Here is a 15189-nt window from a genome sequence, read left to right as displayed (position 1 = left end):
CACTAAGGTGGCGGAGCTTTGACTCCGCCACTCTGGTGCCCCCAATGAATTCGTCCCAGCAGATCGAACTCGTCTGCCCTGCCGGCAGCCTGCCGGCACTCAAGACCGCCATCGACCACGGCGCGAACTGCGTCTATCTCGGCTTCAAGGACGCGACCAACGCGCGCAACTTCACCGGGCTCAACTTCGACCCCAAGCAGATGCGCGACGGCATTGCCTATGCGCACCAGCGCGGCGGCAAGGTCCTGCTCGCGCTCAACACCTATCCGCAGGCCGGCAACTGGTCGAGCTGGACGGCAGCCGTGGACCGCGCCGCCGAGATGGGCATCGACGCGGTCATCCTCGCCGACCCCGGCCTCATGGCCTACGCCGCAAAGACCCATCCGCAGCTGCGCCTGCATCTGTCGGTGCAGGGTTCGGCCACCAGCTACGAGGCGATCAACTTCTATCACGAACGCTTCGGCATCCAGCGCGCCGTGCTGCCACGTGTGCTGTCGCTGCCGCAGGTGGAGCAGGTCATTGCCAACACCACGGTCGAGATCGAGGTATTCGGTTTCGGCGGCCTGTGTGTAATGGTCGAGGGCCGTTGCGCCCTGTCAGCCTACGCCACCGGCGAGTCGCCCAACTGCAACGGCGCCTGCTCACCCGGCAAGCACGTGCGCTGGGAACAGACCCCGAAAGGCATGGAGACCCGGCTCAATGGCATCCTCATCGACCGCTTTGCCGACGGCGAGCGCGCCGGCTACCCGACGCTGTGCAAGGGCCGTTTCGAGGTCAATGACGAAACCTATTACGCGATCGAAGAGCCGACCAGCCTGAACACGCTGGAGCTGCTGCCCGAGCTCGCCCGCATCGGCGTGCGTGCCATCAAGATCGAGGGCCGCCAGCGCAGTCCGGCCTATGTCGCCCAGGTCACCAAGGTGTGGCGCGCGGCGCTCGACCAGGTGATGCGCGCACCCGACGACTTCAAGGCGCTGCCGGCCTGGATGGCCGATCTCAACAAGGTTTCCGAGGGCCAGAGCCATACCCTCGGCGCCTACTACCGTCCGTGGAAATAAGCCCGATGAAACTCTCCCTTGGCCCCCTGCTGTACTACTGGCCCCGCCAGAGTGTGCTCGACTTCTATGCCGACATCGCCGACAGCGCGGCAGACATCGTGCATCTGGGCGAAACCGTGTGCTCGCGCCGCCACGAACTGCGCCTCGACGACTGGCTCGAGGTCGCCGCGATGCTCGCCGATGCCGGCAAGGAAGCGGTGCTCTCCACCCAGTCGCTGATCGAGTCCGAGTCCGACCTCAAGACCCTGCGCCGGCTATGTACTCAGCCACGCTTCCGCGTCGAAGCCAACGACATGGGTGCGGTACGTCTGCTGGCCGAGGCCGGTCGGCGCGACTGGATCGCCGGCCCCACGCTCAATATCTTCAACCCGCACACCCTGGATCTGATGGTGCAGTCCGGTGCGACGCGCTGGGTGGTCCCGCCGGAAATGTCCGGCACGCAACTCGACGAAATCCGCAACGCCCTGCCAGGCGCACTCGAAGCAGAGGTCTTCGCCTACGGCCGGCTGCCGCTGGCGCATTCCGCCCGCTGCTTCACCGCACGCCACTACAACCTGCAGAAGGACACCTGCGAGTTCCGCTGCCTCGGCATCAGCGACGGCCTGAGCCTGAGCACCCGCGAAGGCGAGCCCTTCCTCACCCTCAACGGCGTGCAGACGCAGTCGGCCCGGGTGCACAACCTGCTCGCCGACCTGCCCGCGCTGGCGAACAGCGCCGAGGTGCTGCGCATCAGCCCGCAGGGCAGCCACACCCGCGAGATTGTCGAGCTCTTCCGCGCCGCCCTCGACGCCCGTCAAACCCCCAGCGCGGCTTTCGATGCCAGCCTGCCCCTGATGCCCGACGCCCCCTGCAACGGCTTCTGGCATGGCAAACCCGGTGTCGATCAACTGGTCAGCGCCTGAAGGAATCAAGAGCATGCCCCACACCCATCCGCTTCCCGTCCCCCGCCTCTCCCATCTGCTGCCGGGCAGTCTGCGCCAGCGCGTTGTTCGGGGTCTGAGCAGTCTCAAGGTACCCGCCTTCACCCTGCCGGCAACACTCGCCCGTGTCGTCGCCCGCCTGCCGCAGCAGCCGCCGGCACAGGCACTCGTGAGCGCGCTCAACCTCGCGCTCGACCGCGTTCTGCCGCGGGATCAGCTCGAACCCCTGATCGGACGCAATCTGCGCATGCGCGTCAGCGATGCCGGCCTGACCCTGGACTTCAGTTTCAGCGAACGCGGATTTCATCGCGCCAAAGACGTCCTGAAGCCGGATCTCATTCTGTCGGCGACCGCCCGCGACTACCTCGCCCTGGCGCTGCGTGAGGAGGATGCCGACACCCTGTTCTTCAGCCGCCGCCTGATCATGGAAGGCGATACCGACCTCGGTCTGCTGGTCAAGAACACGCTCGATGCGGTTGACTGGGACGCACTGCTGGGTCGCCGCGGCTGAGCCCGGCAAAGCCACACCCACACTGCTGAAGCCCACGTCCGGGGGCATTGCGCCCCCGGACCACATCCGTTACAGATAACCCAGCCGTCCCGGCAACCACAGCGCAAGCTGCGGAAAGACGATCATCGCAGCCAGCCCCATCGCCATCGCCAGCACCAGCCAGATCACCCAGCGGAAGGTCTCCTCCATGCCGATGCCGGCAATGCGCGAGGTGATCATCAGCGAGATCGCCATGGGCGGCGTGAACTGGCCGATGGCCAGATTGATGGTCATCATCACGCCGAACCACACCAGATCCCAGCCCATCGCCTGCGCGATCGGCACCAGCAGCGGCAGCAGGATCAGGAAGATCGACACCGCGTCGAGGAACATGCCGGCGACCAGCAGCAACAGGTTCACCGACAGCAGCATCACCCACTCACTCGGGTGCATCTCGACCAGCGCCTTCGCCGCGGCATCAAAAATGCCCAGCGTATTGCCCGCCCACGCGAAAACAGACGCCACCCCGATGATCATCAGCACGACGGCAGACAGCTCGCCGGCTTCAATGAGCAGTCGGAACAGGTCTTTCACGCCGATGCTGCGATAGATCACCATGCCGACGAACACGCCGTAGGCCACGGCCACCACCGCCGCCTCGGTGGGCGTGAAGATGCCGGCGCGCAGACCGCCAAGAATGATCACCGGCGCCAGCAAGCCCCACACCGCATCGATGAGGCTCTTCAAGAACGGAGGCCGTTCGGCCTTGTAGTCGCGTCCGAACCCATGCTTGCGGCTGATCACCACAGCCGGTATCAGCAGGCACAGCGCCGCAACCAGACCGGGAAACAGGCCTGCTGCGAACAGCGCGGGCACGGTCGCCGCCGGCACCAGAACGCTATAGACGATGAAGGCGACCGACGGCGGAATGACGATGGCGGTCGAACCCGCCGCCGCAATCAAGCCAGCTGAAAAACCTTTCGAGTAACCGCGCTTGATCATCGACGGCAGCATGACCGCCGCCACCGCTGCAGCATCGGCCGGCCCCGAGCCGGAAATGCCGCCCAGCAGCATGGACACCAGCACCGCCACAACGGCGAGCGATCCGGTCCATTCGCCGACCATCGCGGTCACGAAGCGGACCAGGCGCAAGGCCACGCCCGAGCGCTCGAAGATCATGCCCGCGAGGATGAACATCGGGATCGCCAGCAGCGGATACTTCGCAATGCCCGCATAGATGTTGGTCGGCACGGCGAGCTGGTCGAAACCGGCCATCGCCAGCACCGCGATACTGGCCACCCCGAGCCCGACTGCGAGCGGCAGGCCCGCGACCAGCGCGAGCAGGAACAGGCCGACGAGCGTGGCGCCGATCATGTCCGCCTCCGCAGGCGCCCGTGAATCAAACGCAGCACGATGACCACCGCGAGCACCGGCATCCACACCGTGTACCACCACTGCGGCACACCGAGCGCCGGCGAGGTCTCCTCGAAACGGTACTGGTCGAACGCCAGCCAGCCCCCGTAGAACGCGATGAAGCCGAACAGCGCGGCGGTGACGACGAAGGACAGCCACTCTGCCGCGTGCCGTCCGGCACGGGGCAAGCGTTGAACCATGAAATTGACCCGGATGTGACGATCACATGCGAACGCGGTCGATGAACCGAGGAAGGCCAGCACGATCAGCAGCGCGATCGAGAATTCTTCTGTGGCCGCAAAGGACTGCGACGTCAGGTAGCGGGCAATCACGTTGCCCAGGGAAATCAGGACGATCAAGCCCATGACGACGCCGGTGAGGGTCTGTTCGATACTCAGCCTCCCCGCCGTTGCACCGGCTTCCAGATCATCGGACGGGCTTGATTCTGTTGTCATTACAGCATCCGTAAACATGAAAACGGGCAGGCCGGTGAAGGCACTGCCCGGAAAAGCATCGAAACCGCAGTTAAATCAGCGCTTGGCGATGTCTTCCTCGGCCTGCTTCACCAGCTCGGCGCCGATCTTGCCTGACCACTCCTTGTACACACCTGCAGTCGCCTTGCGGAAGGCCTCTCGCTCGGCGTCGCTCAGACGCACGACCGACACGCCGTTGGCTTCGATCTCCTTGAGCAGCGCGTCGTCGCCGGCCGAAATGCCGGCGCGGGCGCGGGCGACCTCTTCCTTCGCCGCCTGCAGCGCAGCTTCGCGCACCAGACCCTGGTCCGTCGCCGACCAGCTGTTCCACACGTTCTTGTTCACCACGAAAATCAGGGGATCTGCGACATAGCCCCACAGCGTCAGGTGCTTCTGGCTGACGGTATGCAGCTTGGCGGCATTGAAGACGGCAAGCGGATTCTCCTGACCGTCGACCGCGCCGGTCGCCATCGCCGGTTGCGCATCGGCCCAGCTCATCTGCGTCGGGTTGGCGCCCAGTGCGTTGAAGGTGGCCAGGAAGAGCGGCGAGCCGACCACCCGCATCTTCATGCCCTTCACATCTTCCGGCGTGCGGATCGGATGCTTGGAGTTGGATACCTCGCGAAAGCCATTCTCGCCCCAGGCCAGCGGCACCACATCACGCATGGCGAGCAGCTCGAACACCTTCTTGCCGACACGACCCTGCGTCAGGGCGTCGATCGCCTTGTGGTCGGGCATGAGGAAGGGCAGCGCAAACAGGTTCAGTTCCTTGACCTGCGGCGACCAGTTGATGGTGGAGCCGACTGCGATATCGATGATGCCCTGACGCAGCGCGGTGAATTCCTTGGTCTGGTCGCCCGACACCAGCGAAGTGCCGGGATAGACCTTGATCTTGATCCGCCCCTCGGTCTTTTCCTCAACCAGATCGGCCCAGCGCTTCGCCCCCCAACCCCAGGGGAAAGCCTCGCCGAGCACGGTCGACAGTTTGTATTCGTCCTTGTAGGGCGTCGCAGCCGCAGCGGGTACCGAAATACCCAGCACGGCAGATGCCATCAGACCGGCAATCAAAGTGGCGAAACGGCGTTTCTGCATTGAAGATCTCCAGAATCTGCTTTGTAAGTTCAGGGCCCAACCGACGGAAATGGCCATGGACCGCGGATTCTACAAACAACGGGGCAAATGACAAAAGCGAACCGGCAAATGAATTCATCATCAAGCCCCTCCACAGCAGCATGTCACGACACCAAAGCGCCCCGATTTGGTGCATTTAAATTATTGATTAATATGAACTTGTGCCGCACGGTACGACGGCCTCAGAATCCGCCCTGATTTTTTTCAGAGAATTTCAGTCCGATGCCGTATTCAGATCCCAGCAACCAGTACATTCCGCCCACCACCGCACTGATCGGAAGCGCCCACGGCTACGTCTTCAATGCAGACGAAGTCACGCTCGAAGCCGAGATTCATGCGGTCGACCCGCTTGCCACCAGCTACCTGAACTGGTCCCTGCAGCTGTGGGCAGGCGACGTCCTGGTTGCCGAAGCCTCCTTTGGTGCGCTCTATCCCGACAGCTTCGGCATCGCCCGCGTCGGCGCCACCGTGAGCGCCAATCTGCCTGCCGGCACGAACGAGCACATGCTGACCCTGGTCCTGGCCGGCGACGACGGCACCGGCCTGCAGCGCTATGACGCCGTGACCTACCCGCGCAGCGAGCGTTTCGTGCTGCCGCTGATCGAGGGCTCGGTTGCCTACCGGCTCGACACCGACTGCACCGAGATCAGCGCCGAGTGCATCCGCAACCCGCGCGCCGCCGACAACATGAGCGGCTCGCTGGTGCTCGAACTCTGGGCCTTGCCCGCTGCCTATCAAGGCGGCGCATTCAGCGGCATCCTGATCGGCAGCGAGTTTGTCGGCGCCCTGGCCGGCCAGTCGCAATGGAACAATGTCTCTGCCCGGCTTCCCGCATGCGAGCTGCCTGCGGGCAACTGGCATCTGGTCCTGATGCTGCGCGAGTGGGTCGGCAACACCTACCTGACCCGCGACTACCGCAACTTCGAACTCACCGTAGATGGCCCCGTGCCCGTGCTGCAGGAGTCCCCGGTAGCGGAGCCTGCGCCCGAAGCTGCGCCAGCCCCGGTCGCCGCCCCGACAAAAAAGCCCGCTGCAAAGACCACTGTGAAGGTCGCTCAGAAGCCGGTCGCAAAAGCCGTCGCCAAGACCGCTGAGAAGGCCGTTGAGAAAGTGGCGACCAAGACGAGTAAGCCCGCAGCAGCGGCAGCGTCGCCCGCCGCCGAACCGGTCAGTGCAGCCAAGCGCAGCGCCAAGCAGTCAGCCCCCGCCCACAAGCACGGCCGTGTTTCGGTGAATACGGCGAGCGTCAGCGACCTGAGCGCCGTGCGCGGCATCAACGGCGCTACCGCAGAAGGCATCGTCGCCGGCCGCCCCTGGAAGACGCTCGACGAGCTGATCACGGTCAAGGGCATCGGCACCAAGTCCCTCGACAAGCTCAAGCACCTGCTCAAGCTCTGATGCAAGCGGTGGGCACGCAATGTGCCCACCACGCACCATCGCCCGGCGTCGCAAATGGCCGGGCACGCTGCTGCGAAGACCGTGCGGGCACGAAAGCTGCGTTGACACGGCCTCCAACCTTTAGCAGCGAACCACCATGAACAAGCTCGACAGCGCCCTGCTCGCCATTCTGATCAAGGATGCGCGCGCCTCCTTTGCCGACATCGCCAGACAGCTCGACATCTCGCGCGCCCATGCGCGGACGCGGGTGCAGGCCCTGGTCGAGAGCGGCGTCATCGAGCAGTTTTCGGCAGTGGTCAATCCCGAGAAGCTGGGCAAGGTGGTGTCCACCTTCATCGATCTCAAGGTCACGCCCGCACGGCTGGAGCCGATTGCCGACGAGCTGGCCAACTGTCCCGAAGTGGTCAGTCTCTACATCATGAGCGACCTGCAGAGCCTGCACATTCACACCCTCACCGACAGCTACGAAACCTTCGATGCCTTCGTCCGGCAGCGCATCTTCAATCGTCCCGAGATTCTCTTTGTCGACTGCAAGACACTGATGTCGCGGGTGAAAAATCGCCGCGGCGGGGCCCGCCTGTAGTCCTTCACGGCGGCAAACGGGCGCACATGTTCGCACCGCCATGGTGCAAAAACGCCAGCGCAGTGCATACAAGACATTCGGCACGCTGCACAGCCGATGCTCCAACATCCGGCGCCAAATGGTATTGCGCACCTTCCGAATGTAATCAGAACCCGATGAAGCGGGTCATTTGTATGCCCACTTCTTTCACCCCGCGCCCCACTTTGTGCACCGCACTACACCTAAAGGCTTATCCACCCACATTGACTAATCGTTAAAAATTAACAGCTTACGAAAATTAACAAGCTGGCACGGCCATTGCTAAACCTGTCTCGAGTCACTTTACAAATGGCACCTCACAAGGGCGCCACATCGAGATCCCAACAGGAGCACGCAGCCATGACCCTGAATCGCCGCAAATTCCTCACCGGCGCAGCCGTTTCCGGCGCCATCCTCGGCGCACCTGCCATCGCCAGCGCACAGTCGAAGACCACCTTCAACTGGAAAATGACCAATGCCTATGGCCCGGGATCGCCCTTCTATGTTCAGGGCCCGGGCAGCCCGATGGATTTCTGCAAGAAGGTCGAGGAAATGTCGGGCGGCCGGCTCAAGATCCAGCACTTCGCCGCCGGCGAGCTGATTCCCGCACTTGAGGGCTTCGATGCCGTGTCCAAGGGCATGGTGGAGATGAACGCCGCCAACGCCTATTTCTGGGCCGGCAAGATTCCCGCCGCACAGTACTTCACCACCGTTCCTTTCGGCATGAACACCCAGGGCATGAATGCCTGGATGTATCACGGCGGCGGCATTGAACTGTGGAACGAGCTCTACGCCGCGCACGGCCTGGTTGCCATGCCCATGGGCAACACCGGCACCCAGATGACGGGCTGGTTCCGCAAGCCGATCGAGAAGGTTTCCGACTTCGACGGTCTCAAGATGCGCATTCCCGGTCTGGCCGGCAAGGTCTATGCCCAGCTCGGCGTAGCCGTGCGTCTGCTCCCGGGTGGCGAGATCTTCCCCGCGCTTGAGCGTGGCGTGATCGACGCGGCCGAGTTCGTCGGCCCCTACCAGGACCGCCGCATGGGCCTGCACAAGGCGGCCAAGAACTACTACACCACCGGCTGGCACGAACCCACCAACGTCACCGAGCTGATGATCAACAAGAAGGCGTGGGAGAGCCTGCCCAAGGACCTGCAGGCCATCGTCAAGGCAGCGGCCTCCGCCTGCAACGTCGAAAGCCACGCCTGGTGCGAAGCGGTGAATGCCGATGCGCTCACCGACCTCGTCACCAACCAGGGCGTGATCGCTCGGCCGCTGCCCAACGACGTCATTCTCAAGCTGAAGGAAGTCACCGCCGACACGCTCGAGAGCCTGGCCAAGGCCGACGCCGACACGCGCAAGGTGCACGACGCCTTCATGGCCTTCCGCAAGAAGCACGAGTCGTGGGCCGCCGTCAGCGAAAAGGCATTCCTGTCGCTGTAAGCACCCTCCGGAGACGCTGATGAACAAGCTGTTGAAGCCGCTCGAACTCGCGATTGTCGGGTTCGGGTGGGTTGCACGGGCCGCGGTCCTGGCGCTGGTGTTGATGGTGGCCTGCAATGTGTTGCTGCGCTACGTCTTCTCCTGGAGCCCGGTCGCTGCGCAGGAACTCGAGTGGCACCTGATCTCCCCGATCGCGCTGCTCGGCATGGCCTACGCGGTCTATCACCGTGCGGACGTGCGCGTGGATTTCATCTACGACCGTCTCGGCACCAGAAGTCAGGCCGTGATCGATCTGGTGAGCGGGGTGTTCACCCTCGCCGTCGGCGTGATCATCGCCTGGCTGGCCGTGCCCTACGTGATGCAGGCCTACGACATCGGCGAGGTCTCGCCCGACCCCGGCGGGCTTCCCATGCGCTACCTGGTCAAGGCCTTCATCCCGCTCGGCTTCTCCCTGCTTGCCCTTCAGGGTCTTATCGACACGCTACGCGCCGCCGCGACGCTGATCAGCGGCGCGCCGCACACCCCTCACGATTCGCTGGAAATACGCACATGAGCCCCAACGAATGGATTGCGCTCGGTCTCATCGGCGGCTTCCTGGCGCTGATGATGATCGGCATACCGGTGGCCATCGCGCTCGCGGTCTCCGGCTTCGTCGCCGGCTACCTCGGTTTCGGTTCGATGCTGTTCTCGCTGCTGCCGGCGCGCCTGTTCGGCGTGGTGACCAACTACACCATGCTGGCGATTCCGCTGTTCGTCTTCATGGGCGTGATGCTGGAGAAATCCCGCGTCGCCGAGGACATGCTCGAGACCATCGGCCGCGCCATGGGCGGGCTCAACGGCGGCATGGGCATCGCCATCATCCTGGTCGGCGTGCTGATGGGTGCCTCGACCGGCATCGTCGGCGCCACCGTGGTCACGGTCGCAATGCTCACCCTGCCCACCCTGATGCGTCGCGGCTACAAGCCCAGCATCGCCTGCGGCACGATCTGCGCATCCGGCACGCTGGGCCAGATCATCCCGCCCAGCCTGGTGCTGATCCTGCTCGCCGAGATCGTTGGCGAGTCCGTCGGCACGCTGTTTGCCGCAGCGTTCATTCCCGGCCTCGCGCTGGCACTGATCTACGTCATCTTCCTGCTCGTGGTCGGCAAGCTGCGTCCGTCGTGGGTGCCGGCGATTCCCGCCGCCGAACGCGCGCAGGCCGCCCCCGGCACGCTCGGGCGCGACCTCGTCCGCTCGGTGGTACCGCCGCTGCTGCTGGTGGTCGCCGTACTGGGCTCCATCATCGGCGGCATTGCCGCGCCGACCGAGGCGGCCTCGATGGGTGCGCTGGGCAGTGCGCTGATCGCGCTGTTCGCACGGCGCATGAGCTGGAAGCTGATCAGCGAGACCCTGCACGGCACGCTCACCATCACCGCCATGGTGTTCTTCATCCTGCTGTGCGCACAGCCCTTCTCGCTGGCCTTCCGTGGGCTCGGCGGCGAACAGATGGTGCACGACCTCTTCAGCCTGCTGCCTGGCGGCGAACTGGGTGCCCTGATCTTCCTGATGGTCCTGCTGTTCGTGCTCGGCTTCTTCCTGGAGTGGATCGAGATCTCCTACATCGCACTGCCGATGTTCCTGCCGGTGTTCCACGCCTACGGCACCGACATGGTATGGCTGGCCACCCTGGTGGCGCTGAACCTGCAGATGTCCTTCCTCACTCCGCCCTTCGGCTGGGCACTGTTCTTCCTCAAGGGGGTGGCGCCACCGGGCATCACCACGCGCGACATCTACGTCGGCGCCCTGCCCTTCGTGGTGCTGCAGATGCTCGCCGTCGCCCTTCTCTTCATCTTCCCCGGCATCGCCACCTGGCTGCCCAAATTCATCGGCTGGTAAGCCCCCGGAGGCAACACAATGGAATTTTTCGACGGCTACAGTGCCACCTGGCTGGCAGGGCTGGTCATTGCCCTGATCACCACCGGGGTGGTGGCCGGCATCCTTGCCGGACTGCTTGGCGTGGGTGGCGGCATCGTCATCGTGCCGGTGCTCTACCACCTCTTCACCCTGCTCGGCATCGACGAGTCGGTACGCATGCATGTGGCGGTGGGCACCTCACTCGCCACCATCATTCCGACCTCGATCATGTCGGCCCGCGCGCACCGCCGCCGTGGCAGCCTCAACCCCGAACTGCTGCGCAAGCTGATTCCGCCCGTCGTGGTCGGCGTCCTGATCGGCTCGGTCGCCAGCGGCTACTTCAGCGGCCAGGTGCTCACCTCCATCTTTGCCACGGTCGCCCTGCTGGTCGCGCTCAACATGGCCTTCAAGCGCGACGGCTTTGCGCTTGGCGAGGGTCTGCCGGGGCCGCTCGGCACCTCGATGATCGGCGTCACCATCGGCGGCATCTCGACCCTGATGGGCATCGGCGGCGGCACGCTCAGCGTGCCCACCCTCAACGCCTTTCGTACGCCGATGCATGTGGCCGTGGGCACCGGGGCCGCACTCGGCATGATCATCAGCCTGCCCGGTGCGATCGGCTTCCTGATCAACGGCATGGGCGTGCCCAACCTGCCGCCGGCCACCGTCGGCTATGTGAACCTGCTCGGGATGGCACTGATCGTGCCTGCGACCATGGTCACCACCTCATGGGGTGCTCGTCTGGCCCACGCCATCGACGCGCGCCGTCTGCGCCAGGTGTTCGCGGCCTTCCTCGCGCTCACCTCGCTGCGCATGTTCTACGGCCTGCTCGCCTGACCGGGCGCGGGCCACGCCACCAACAAGGAGACACTCATGCTGCACACCCTCACTGCCCTCGGCGGCATGCAGGTTGCCCCTCACCACCTCGCTGCCCAGGCCGGACGCGACATCCTGCGCGAAGGCGGCAACGCGGTCGAAGCCATGGTCGCCGCGGCCGCCGCCATCGCGGTCGTCTATCCGCACATGAACGCGATCGGTGGCGACGGTTTCTGGCTGATCCACGAACCGGGCAAGGCGCCGGTCGCGATCGACGCCTGCGGCTTTGCCGCCGGGCTTGCCGACCGCCAGTTCTACGCCGGGCTGGATGCCATCCCCGCTCGCGGCCCGAAGGCGGCACTCACGGTTGCCGGCACGGTCGGCGGCTGGAACAAGGCCCTGGAAGTCGCCGCCGAGTGGGGGACTGCGCTGCCGCTGTCGCGCCTGCTCGCCGACGCCATCCGCCATGCGCGCGACGGCGTGGCCGTCACCGCCAGCCAGGCCGCCCTCACGCGCCAGAAGCTCGACGGGCTGAAGGACGCGCCCGGATTCGCCGACACCTTCCTGGTCGATGGCGCGCCGCCCGAAACCGGACATCTGCTGCGCCAGCCCGCGCTGGCCCGGACGCTCGAGACCCTCGCTGCACGCGGACTCGATGACTTCTATCGCGGCGAGATCGCCGAACTGATCGGCGCCGAACTCGAACGCGTCGGCAGCCCGGTTCGCACCCACGACCTCAACGCCTACGCCGCACAGATCGTCGATCCGCTATCGGTGCGGCTCGGCGACAGCACGGTGTACAACCTGCCGCCCCCGACCCAGGGCCTGGCCGCACTGATGATTCTCGGCATCTTCGAACGCCTCGGTGTCAGCGAGGGCGAAGGCTTCGCCCATGTCCACGGCCTGGTCGAAGCCACCAAACGCGCCTTCCGCGTGCGCGACCGCGTCGTCACCGATCCGCGCCGCCTGCCCGCCGACCCGCGCAGCTTCCTCGACGCGCCTGCGCTCGACGCCCGCGCCGCCGATGTGGACATGCAGGTCGCGCTGCCCTGGCCCGATCCCGCCGCACCGGGCGACACCATCTGGATGGGCGCGATCGACCGCGAAGGGCGCGCAGTGAGTTTCATCCAGAGCGTGTACTGGGAATTCGGCTCCGGCGTGGTGCTGCGCGACACCGGCATCACCTGGCAGAACCGCGGCATGAGCTTCTCGCTCAACCCTGCCGCGCTCAATGCGCTGGAGCCCTCACGCAAGCCCTTCCACACCCTGAACCCGTCAATGGCGCTGTTCGACGACGGCCGCGTGATGCCCTACGGCACCATGGGCGGCGAAGGTCAGCCACAGACCCAGGCCGCCGTATTCACCCGCTACGCCCGCTTCGGCACGCCCCTGCAGCAGGCGGTCAGTGCGCCGCGCTGGCTGCTGGGCCGCACCTGGGGCGATGTCAGCACCAGCCTCAAGCTGGAGAGCCGCTTTCCGCCTGAGCTGGTACAGGCATTGCGCGACGCGGGGCATCAGGTCGAAGTGCTGGACGAGGCCTACAGCGACACCATGGGCCACGCGGGTGCACTGGTCAGACACCCGAACGGGCTGATCGAAGGCGCGGTCGACCCGCGCAGCGATGGCGTGGTTGCGGGCGTCTGATGAAAAGGGTGGCGCCGGCCCTTGCAGAGCATGAAGTCTGCAAGGGCCGGCACGCCATGAAAACAATATCGTGCGCAGGGCTCAGGCCCCATCTCAGACCGCCTTCAGCACCGGGGCTTCCCAGTCCTGATAGTCGTCGGCGGGGGTCGCCTGCAGGCTGCGTTCGGCCGAGCGCAGCGTGTTCTCGATCAGCATGGTCACCGTCATCGGCCCCACGCCACCGGGCACCGGCGTGATCCACGAGGCTTTCTCCTTCACCCCGTCGAAGTCCACGTCGCCGACGATGCGGTTGTCCGGCAGGCGGTTGATGCCGACGTCGATGACGATGGCGCCTTGCTTGACCATCTGCGGCACGATCAGCCCCGGCTTGCCTGCGGCCACGATCAGGATGTCGGCCAGAATGGTGTGCTGAGCGAGATCGCGCGTTTTCGCGTGGCAGATCGTCACCGTGGCTTCGCGCTGCAGCAGCATCAGCGCCATCGGCTTGCCCACGATGTTGCTCGCCCCCACCACCACCACGTTCTTGCCCGCGACCTCGGTGCCGGTGGTGTCGAGCAGCAGCTGCACGCCGTAGGGCGTGCATGGCGGGAAGATGGTGTTGCCCACCACCAGCCCGCCGACGTTGTAGAGATGAAAGCCGTCGACGTCCTTGTGCACCGAGATCGCTTCGAGCACCCGGCGCACATCGATGTGGCCGGGCAGCGGCAGCTGGATCAGGATGCCGTGCACCGTCGGGTCGGCGTTGAGCTGGGCGATGCGTGCCAGCATCTCCACTTCCGGCGTATCGGCCGGCAGCGCCACGTGCAGCGAACGCACGCCGCACTCCTCGCACGCCTTCACCTTGTTGCCCACGTACACCCGCGAGGCCGGGTTGTCCCCGACCAGGATGACCGCCAGCCCGGGGCGCACGCCCTGCTCCACCAGCCGTCCCACGCGCTCGCGAAAGCCCACCCGAAGCTGCTTCGACAGCGCCTTGCCGTCGATGATCTGTGCCGTCATGGCGGCCTCTCAGCGGAACACGACGGTTTTATTGCCATGCACCAGCACCCGGTCTTCCAGGTGGTAGCGCAGGCCGCGGGCGAGGACCGCTTTCTCGATGTCCTTGCCGTAGCGCACCAGATCTTCCGGTGCGTCCGAGTGGTCGATGCGGATCACGTCCTGCTCGATGATCGGGCCCTGATCGAGCTCCGAGGTCACGTAGTGGCAGGTCGCGCCGATCAGCTTCACCCCGCGCACATAGGCCTGGTGGTAGGGCTTGGCGCCGACGAAGCTGGGCAGGAAGCTGTGGTGGATGTTGATGATCTGGCCCGGGTAGCGCTCGCACAGCCCCGGCGACAGGATCTGCATGTAGCGCGCCAGCACCATCACGTCGCCCCGCGCCTCGCGGTACAGGTCCTCCACACTGGCATAGGCCTCGGCCTTGGTCTCGGGCGTGACCGGCACGTGATGGAAGGGAATGCCGTGCCACTCCACCAGACCGCGGAAGGTCTCGTGGTTGGAGATCACGCACGGGATCTCGATGTTCAGCTCATCGGCATGCCAGCGCGACAGCAGGTCGTACAGGCAGTGCTCCTGCTTGCTCACCATCACCACCACACGCTTCTTGCGCGCGCTGTCGCTGATCTTCCAGTCCATGCCGAATTCACGGGCGATCGGCGCGAACTTCTCGCGCAGCACATCGATCTCGAAGGGCAGCGAGTCGGCCAGGATCTCCTGGCGCATGAAGAAGCGCTTGCCGTCCACGTCCGCGTGGTGGTTCGCCTCGGTGATCCAGCCCTGATGGCTGGAGAAGAAGCTGCTGACGGTGGTCACGATGCCAACCCTGTCCGGGCAGGACAGGGACAGGGTGTAACGTCTCTCTGAGGGGCTCATGGGGGTGCTGTTTCCTGTTTTCGGTCTTGTTGCGCGG

The 15189-nt window shown here is 65.1% G+C and carries 15 protein-coding genes; 10 read left to right on the top strand and 5 right to left on the bottom strand.

From position 1 onward, the window contains the following. Positions 1-44: 44 nt before the first annotated feature. Genes ubiU through ubiT form a run of 3 tightly spaced genes read left to right on the top strand, consistent with a single transcriptional unit; the run spans position 45 to position 2489 of the window. Complete coding sequence (ubiU, locus tag CEW87_RS08415) at positions 45-1058, top strand: ubiquinone anaerobic biosynthesis protein UbiU (protein WP_108972281.1); 1014 nt, start codon at positions 45-47, stop codon at positions 1056-1058. Positions 1059-1063: 5 nt separating this feature from the next. Then, positions 1064-1960 carry a U32 family peptidase gene (locus CEW87_RS08410; protein WP_108972280.1) on the top strand — a complete coding sequence of 299 codons (897 nt, stop codon included), beginning with the start codon at positions 1064-1066 and terminating at the stop codon, positions 1958-1960. A gap of 13 nt (positions 1961-1973) precedes the next feature. Further along, positions 1974-2489 (top strand): ubiquinone anaerobic biosynthesis accessory factor UbiT, encoded by a 516-nt coding sequence (ubiT, locus tag CEW87_RS08405; RefSeq protein ID WP_108972279.1) that lies wholly within the window; start codon positions 1974-1976, stop codon positions 2487-2489. Positions 2490-2558: 69 nt separating this feature from the next. On the opposite strand, the gene CEW87_RS08400 is transcribed toward ubiT, so the two are convergent. The 3 genes from CEW87_RS08400 to CEW87_RS08390 all read right to left on the bottom strand — a co-directional run bounded on the left by CEW87_RS08400 (position 2559) and on the right by CEW87_RS08390 (position 5446). After that, positions 2559-3842, bottom strand: a complete 1284-nt coding sequence (locus CEW87_RS08400) for a TRAP transporter large permease (protein ID WP_108972278.1) — start codon at positions 3840-3842, stop codon at positions 2559-2561. Continuing rightward, on the bottom strand, positions 3839-4336 hold the full coding sequence (locus CEW87_RS08395) for a TRAP transporter small permease (RefSeq protein WP_108972277.1): 498 nt from the start codon (positions 4334-4336) through the stop codon (positions 3839-3841). The genes CEW87_RS08400 and CEW87_RS08395 overlap by 4 nt, the downstream gene beginning before the upstream one ends. Positions 4337-4411: 75 nt before the next feature. Continuing rightward, positions 4412-5446 carry a DctP family TRAP transporter solute-binding subunit gene (locus tag CEW87_RS08390; protein WP_108972276.1) on the bottom strand — a complete coding sequence of 345 codons (1035 nt, stop codon included), beginning with the start codon at positions 5444-5446 and terminating at the stop codon, positions 4412-4414. Positions 5447-5707: 261 nt separating this feature from the next. On the opposite strand from CEW87_RS08390, the gene CEW87_RS08385 reads away from it, so the two are divergent. From CEW87_RS08385 to CEW87_RS08355, 7 genes are all read left to right on the top strand, one after another. Next, entirely contained in the window at positions 5708-6883 is a 1176-nt protein-coding gene (locus CEW87_RS08385; protein WP_108972275.1) for a ComEA family DNA-binding protein, read from the top strand. 136 nt (positions 6884-7019) lie between these two features. Further along, complete coding sequence (locus CEW87_RS08380; protein WP_108972274.1) at positions 7020-7466, top strand: Lrp/AsnC family transcriptional regulator; 447 nt, start codon at positions 7020-7022, stop codon at positions 7464-7466. Positions 7467-7844: 378 nt separating this feature from the next. Then, the gene (locus CEW87_RS08375; protein ID WP_108972273.1) at positions 7845-8927 is read left to right on the top strand and encodes a TRAP transporter substrate-binding protein; all 1083 of its coding nucleotides are present in this window, start codon (positions 7845-7847) and stop codon (positions 8925-8927) included. A gap of 19 nt (positions 8928-8946) precedes the next feature. After that, positions 8947-9480: a TRAP transporter small permease subunit gene (locus CEW87_RS08370; RefSeq protein WP_108972272.1), complete on the top strand. Its 534-nt coding sequence runs from the start codon at positions 8947-8949 to the stop codon at positions 9478-9480. Then, entirely contained in the window at positions 9477-10802 is a 1326-nt protein-coding gene (locus CEW87_RS08365) for a TRAP transporter large permease (protein ID WP_108950360.1), read from the top strand. Before CEW87_RS08370 ends, CEW87_RS08365 begins: the two co-directional genes overlap by 4 nt. A gap of 18 nt (positions 10803-10820) precedes the next feature. Next, on the top strand, positions 10821-11657 hold the full coding sequence (locus CEW87_RS08360) for a sulfite exporter TauE/SafE family protein (protein WP_108972271.1): 837 nt from the start codon (positions 10821-10823) through the stop codon (positions 11655-11657). 36 nt (positions 11658-11693) lie between these two features. Beyond that, positions 11694-13280: a gamma-glutamyltransferase family protein gene (locus CEW87_RS08355; RefSeq protein ID WP_108972270.1), complete on the top strand. Its 1587-nt coding sequence runs from the start codon at positions 11694-11696 to the stop codon at positions 13278-13280. Positions 13281-13373: 93 nt separating this feature from the next. Here CEW87_RS08355 and folD read toward each other — a convergent pair whose 3' ends face one another. Next, positions 13374-14279 (bottom strand): bifunctional methylenetetrahydrofolate dehydrogenase/methenyltetrahydrofolate cyclohydrolase FolD, encoded by a 906-nt coding sequence (gene folD / locus CEW87_RS08350; protein WP_108972256.1) that lies wholly within the window; start codon positions 14277-14279, stop codon positions 13374-13376. 9 nt (positions 14280-14288) lie between these two features. Continuing rightward, positions 14289-15152, bottom strand: a complete 864-nt coding sequence (purU, locus tag CEW87_RS08345) for a formyltetrahydrofolate deformylase (RefSeq protein ID WP_108972269.1) — start codon at positions 15150-15152, stop codon at positions 14289-14291. Positions 15153-15189 lie beyond the last annotated feature (37 nt).

Source organism: Parazoarcus communis, assembly GCF_003111665.1.
Lineage (GTDB): Bacteria > Pseudomonadota > Gammaproteobacteria > Burkholderiales > Rhodocyclaceae > Parazoarcus > Parazoarcus communis_B.
The sequence above is the reverse complement of the archived record's forward strand: the minus strand, read 5'-3'. Positions and strand labels throughout refer to the sequence as shown.

Bases quoted from the DNA above. Each gene is read 5' to 3' on its own strand.
- ubiU (WP_108972281.1), top strand. From the start codon at position 45: ATGAATTCGTCCCAGCAGATCGAACTCGTCTGCCCTGCCGGCAGCCTG.
- CEW87_RS08410 (WP_108972280.1), top strand. From the start codon at position 1,064: ATGAAACTCTCCCTTGGCCCCCTGCTGTACTACTGGCCCCGCCAGAGT.
- ubiT (WP_108972279.1), top strand. From the start codon at position 1,974: ATGCCCCACACCCATCCGCTTCCCGTCCCCCGCCTCTCCCATCTGCTG.
- CEW87_RS08400 (WP_108972278.1), bottom strand. From the start codon at position 3,842: ATGATCGGCGCCACGCTCGTCGGCCTGTTCCTGCTCGCGCTGGTCGCG.
- CEW87_RS08395 (WP_108972277.1), bottom strand. From the start codon at position 4,336: ATGACAACAGAATCAAGCCCGTCCGATGATCTGGAAGCCGGTGCAACG.
- CEW87_RS08390 (WP_108972276.1), bottom strand. From the start codon at position 5,446: ATGCAGAAACGCCGTTTCGCCACTTTGATTGCCGGTCTGATGGCATCT.
- CEW87_RS08385 (WP_108972275.1), top strand. From the start codon at position 5,708: ATGCCGTATTCAGATCCCAGCAACCAGTACATTCCGCCCACCACCGCA.
- CEW87_RS08380 (WP_108972274.1), top strand. From the start codon at position 7,020: ATGAACAAGCTCGACAGCGCCCTGCTCGCCATTCTGATCAAGGATGCG.
- CEW87_RS08375 (WP_108972273.1), top strand. From the start codon at position 7,845: ATGACCCTGAATCGCCGCAAATTCCTCACCGGCGCAGCCGTTTCCGGC.
- CEW87_RS08370 (WP_108972272.1), top strand. From the start codon at position 8,947: ATGAACAAGCTGTTGAAGCCGCTCGAACTCGCGATTGTCGGGTTCGGG.
- CEW87_RS08365 (WP_108950360.1), top strand. From the start codon at position 9,477: ATGAGCCCCAACGAATGGATTGCGCTCGGTCTCATCGGCGGCTTCCTG.
- CEW87_RS08360 (WP_108972271.1), top strand. From the start codon at position 10,821: ATGGAATTTTTCGACGGCTACAGTGCCACCTGGCTGGCAGGGCTGGTC.
- CEW87_RS08355 (WP_108972270.1), top strand. From the start codon at position 11,694: ATGCTGCACACCCTCACTGCCCTCGGCGGCATGCAGGTTGCCCCTCAC.
- folD (WP_108972256.1), bottom strand. From the start codon at position 14,279: ATGACGGCACAGATCATCGACGGCAAGGCGCTGTCGAAGCAGCTTCGG.
- purU (WP_108972269.1), bottom strand. From the start codon at position 15,152: ATGAGCCCCTCAGAGAGACGTTACACCCTGTCCCTGTCCTGCCCGGAC.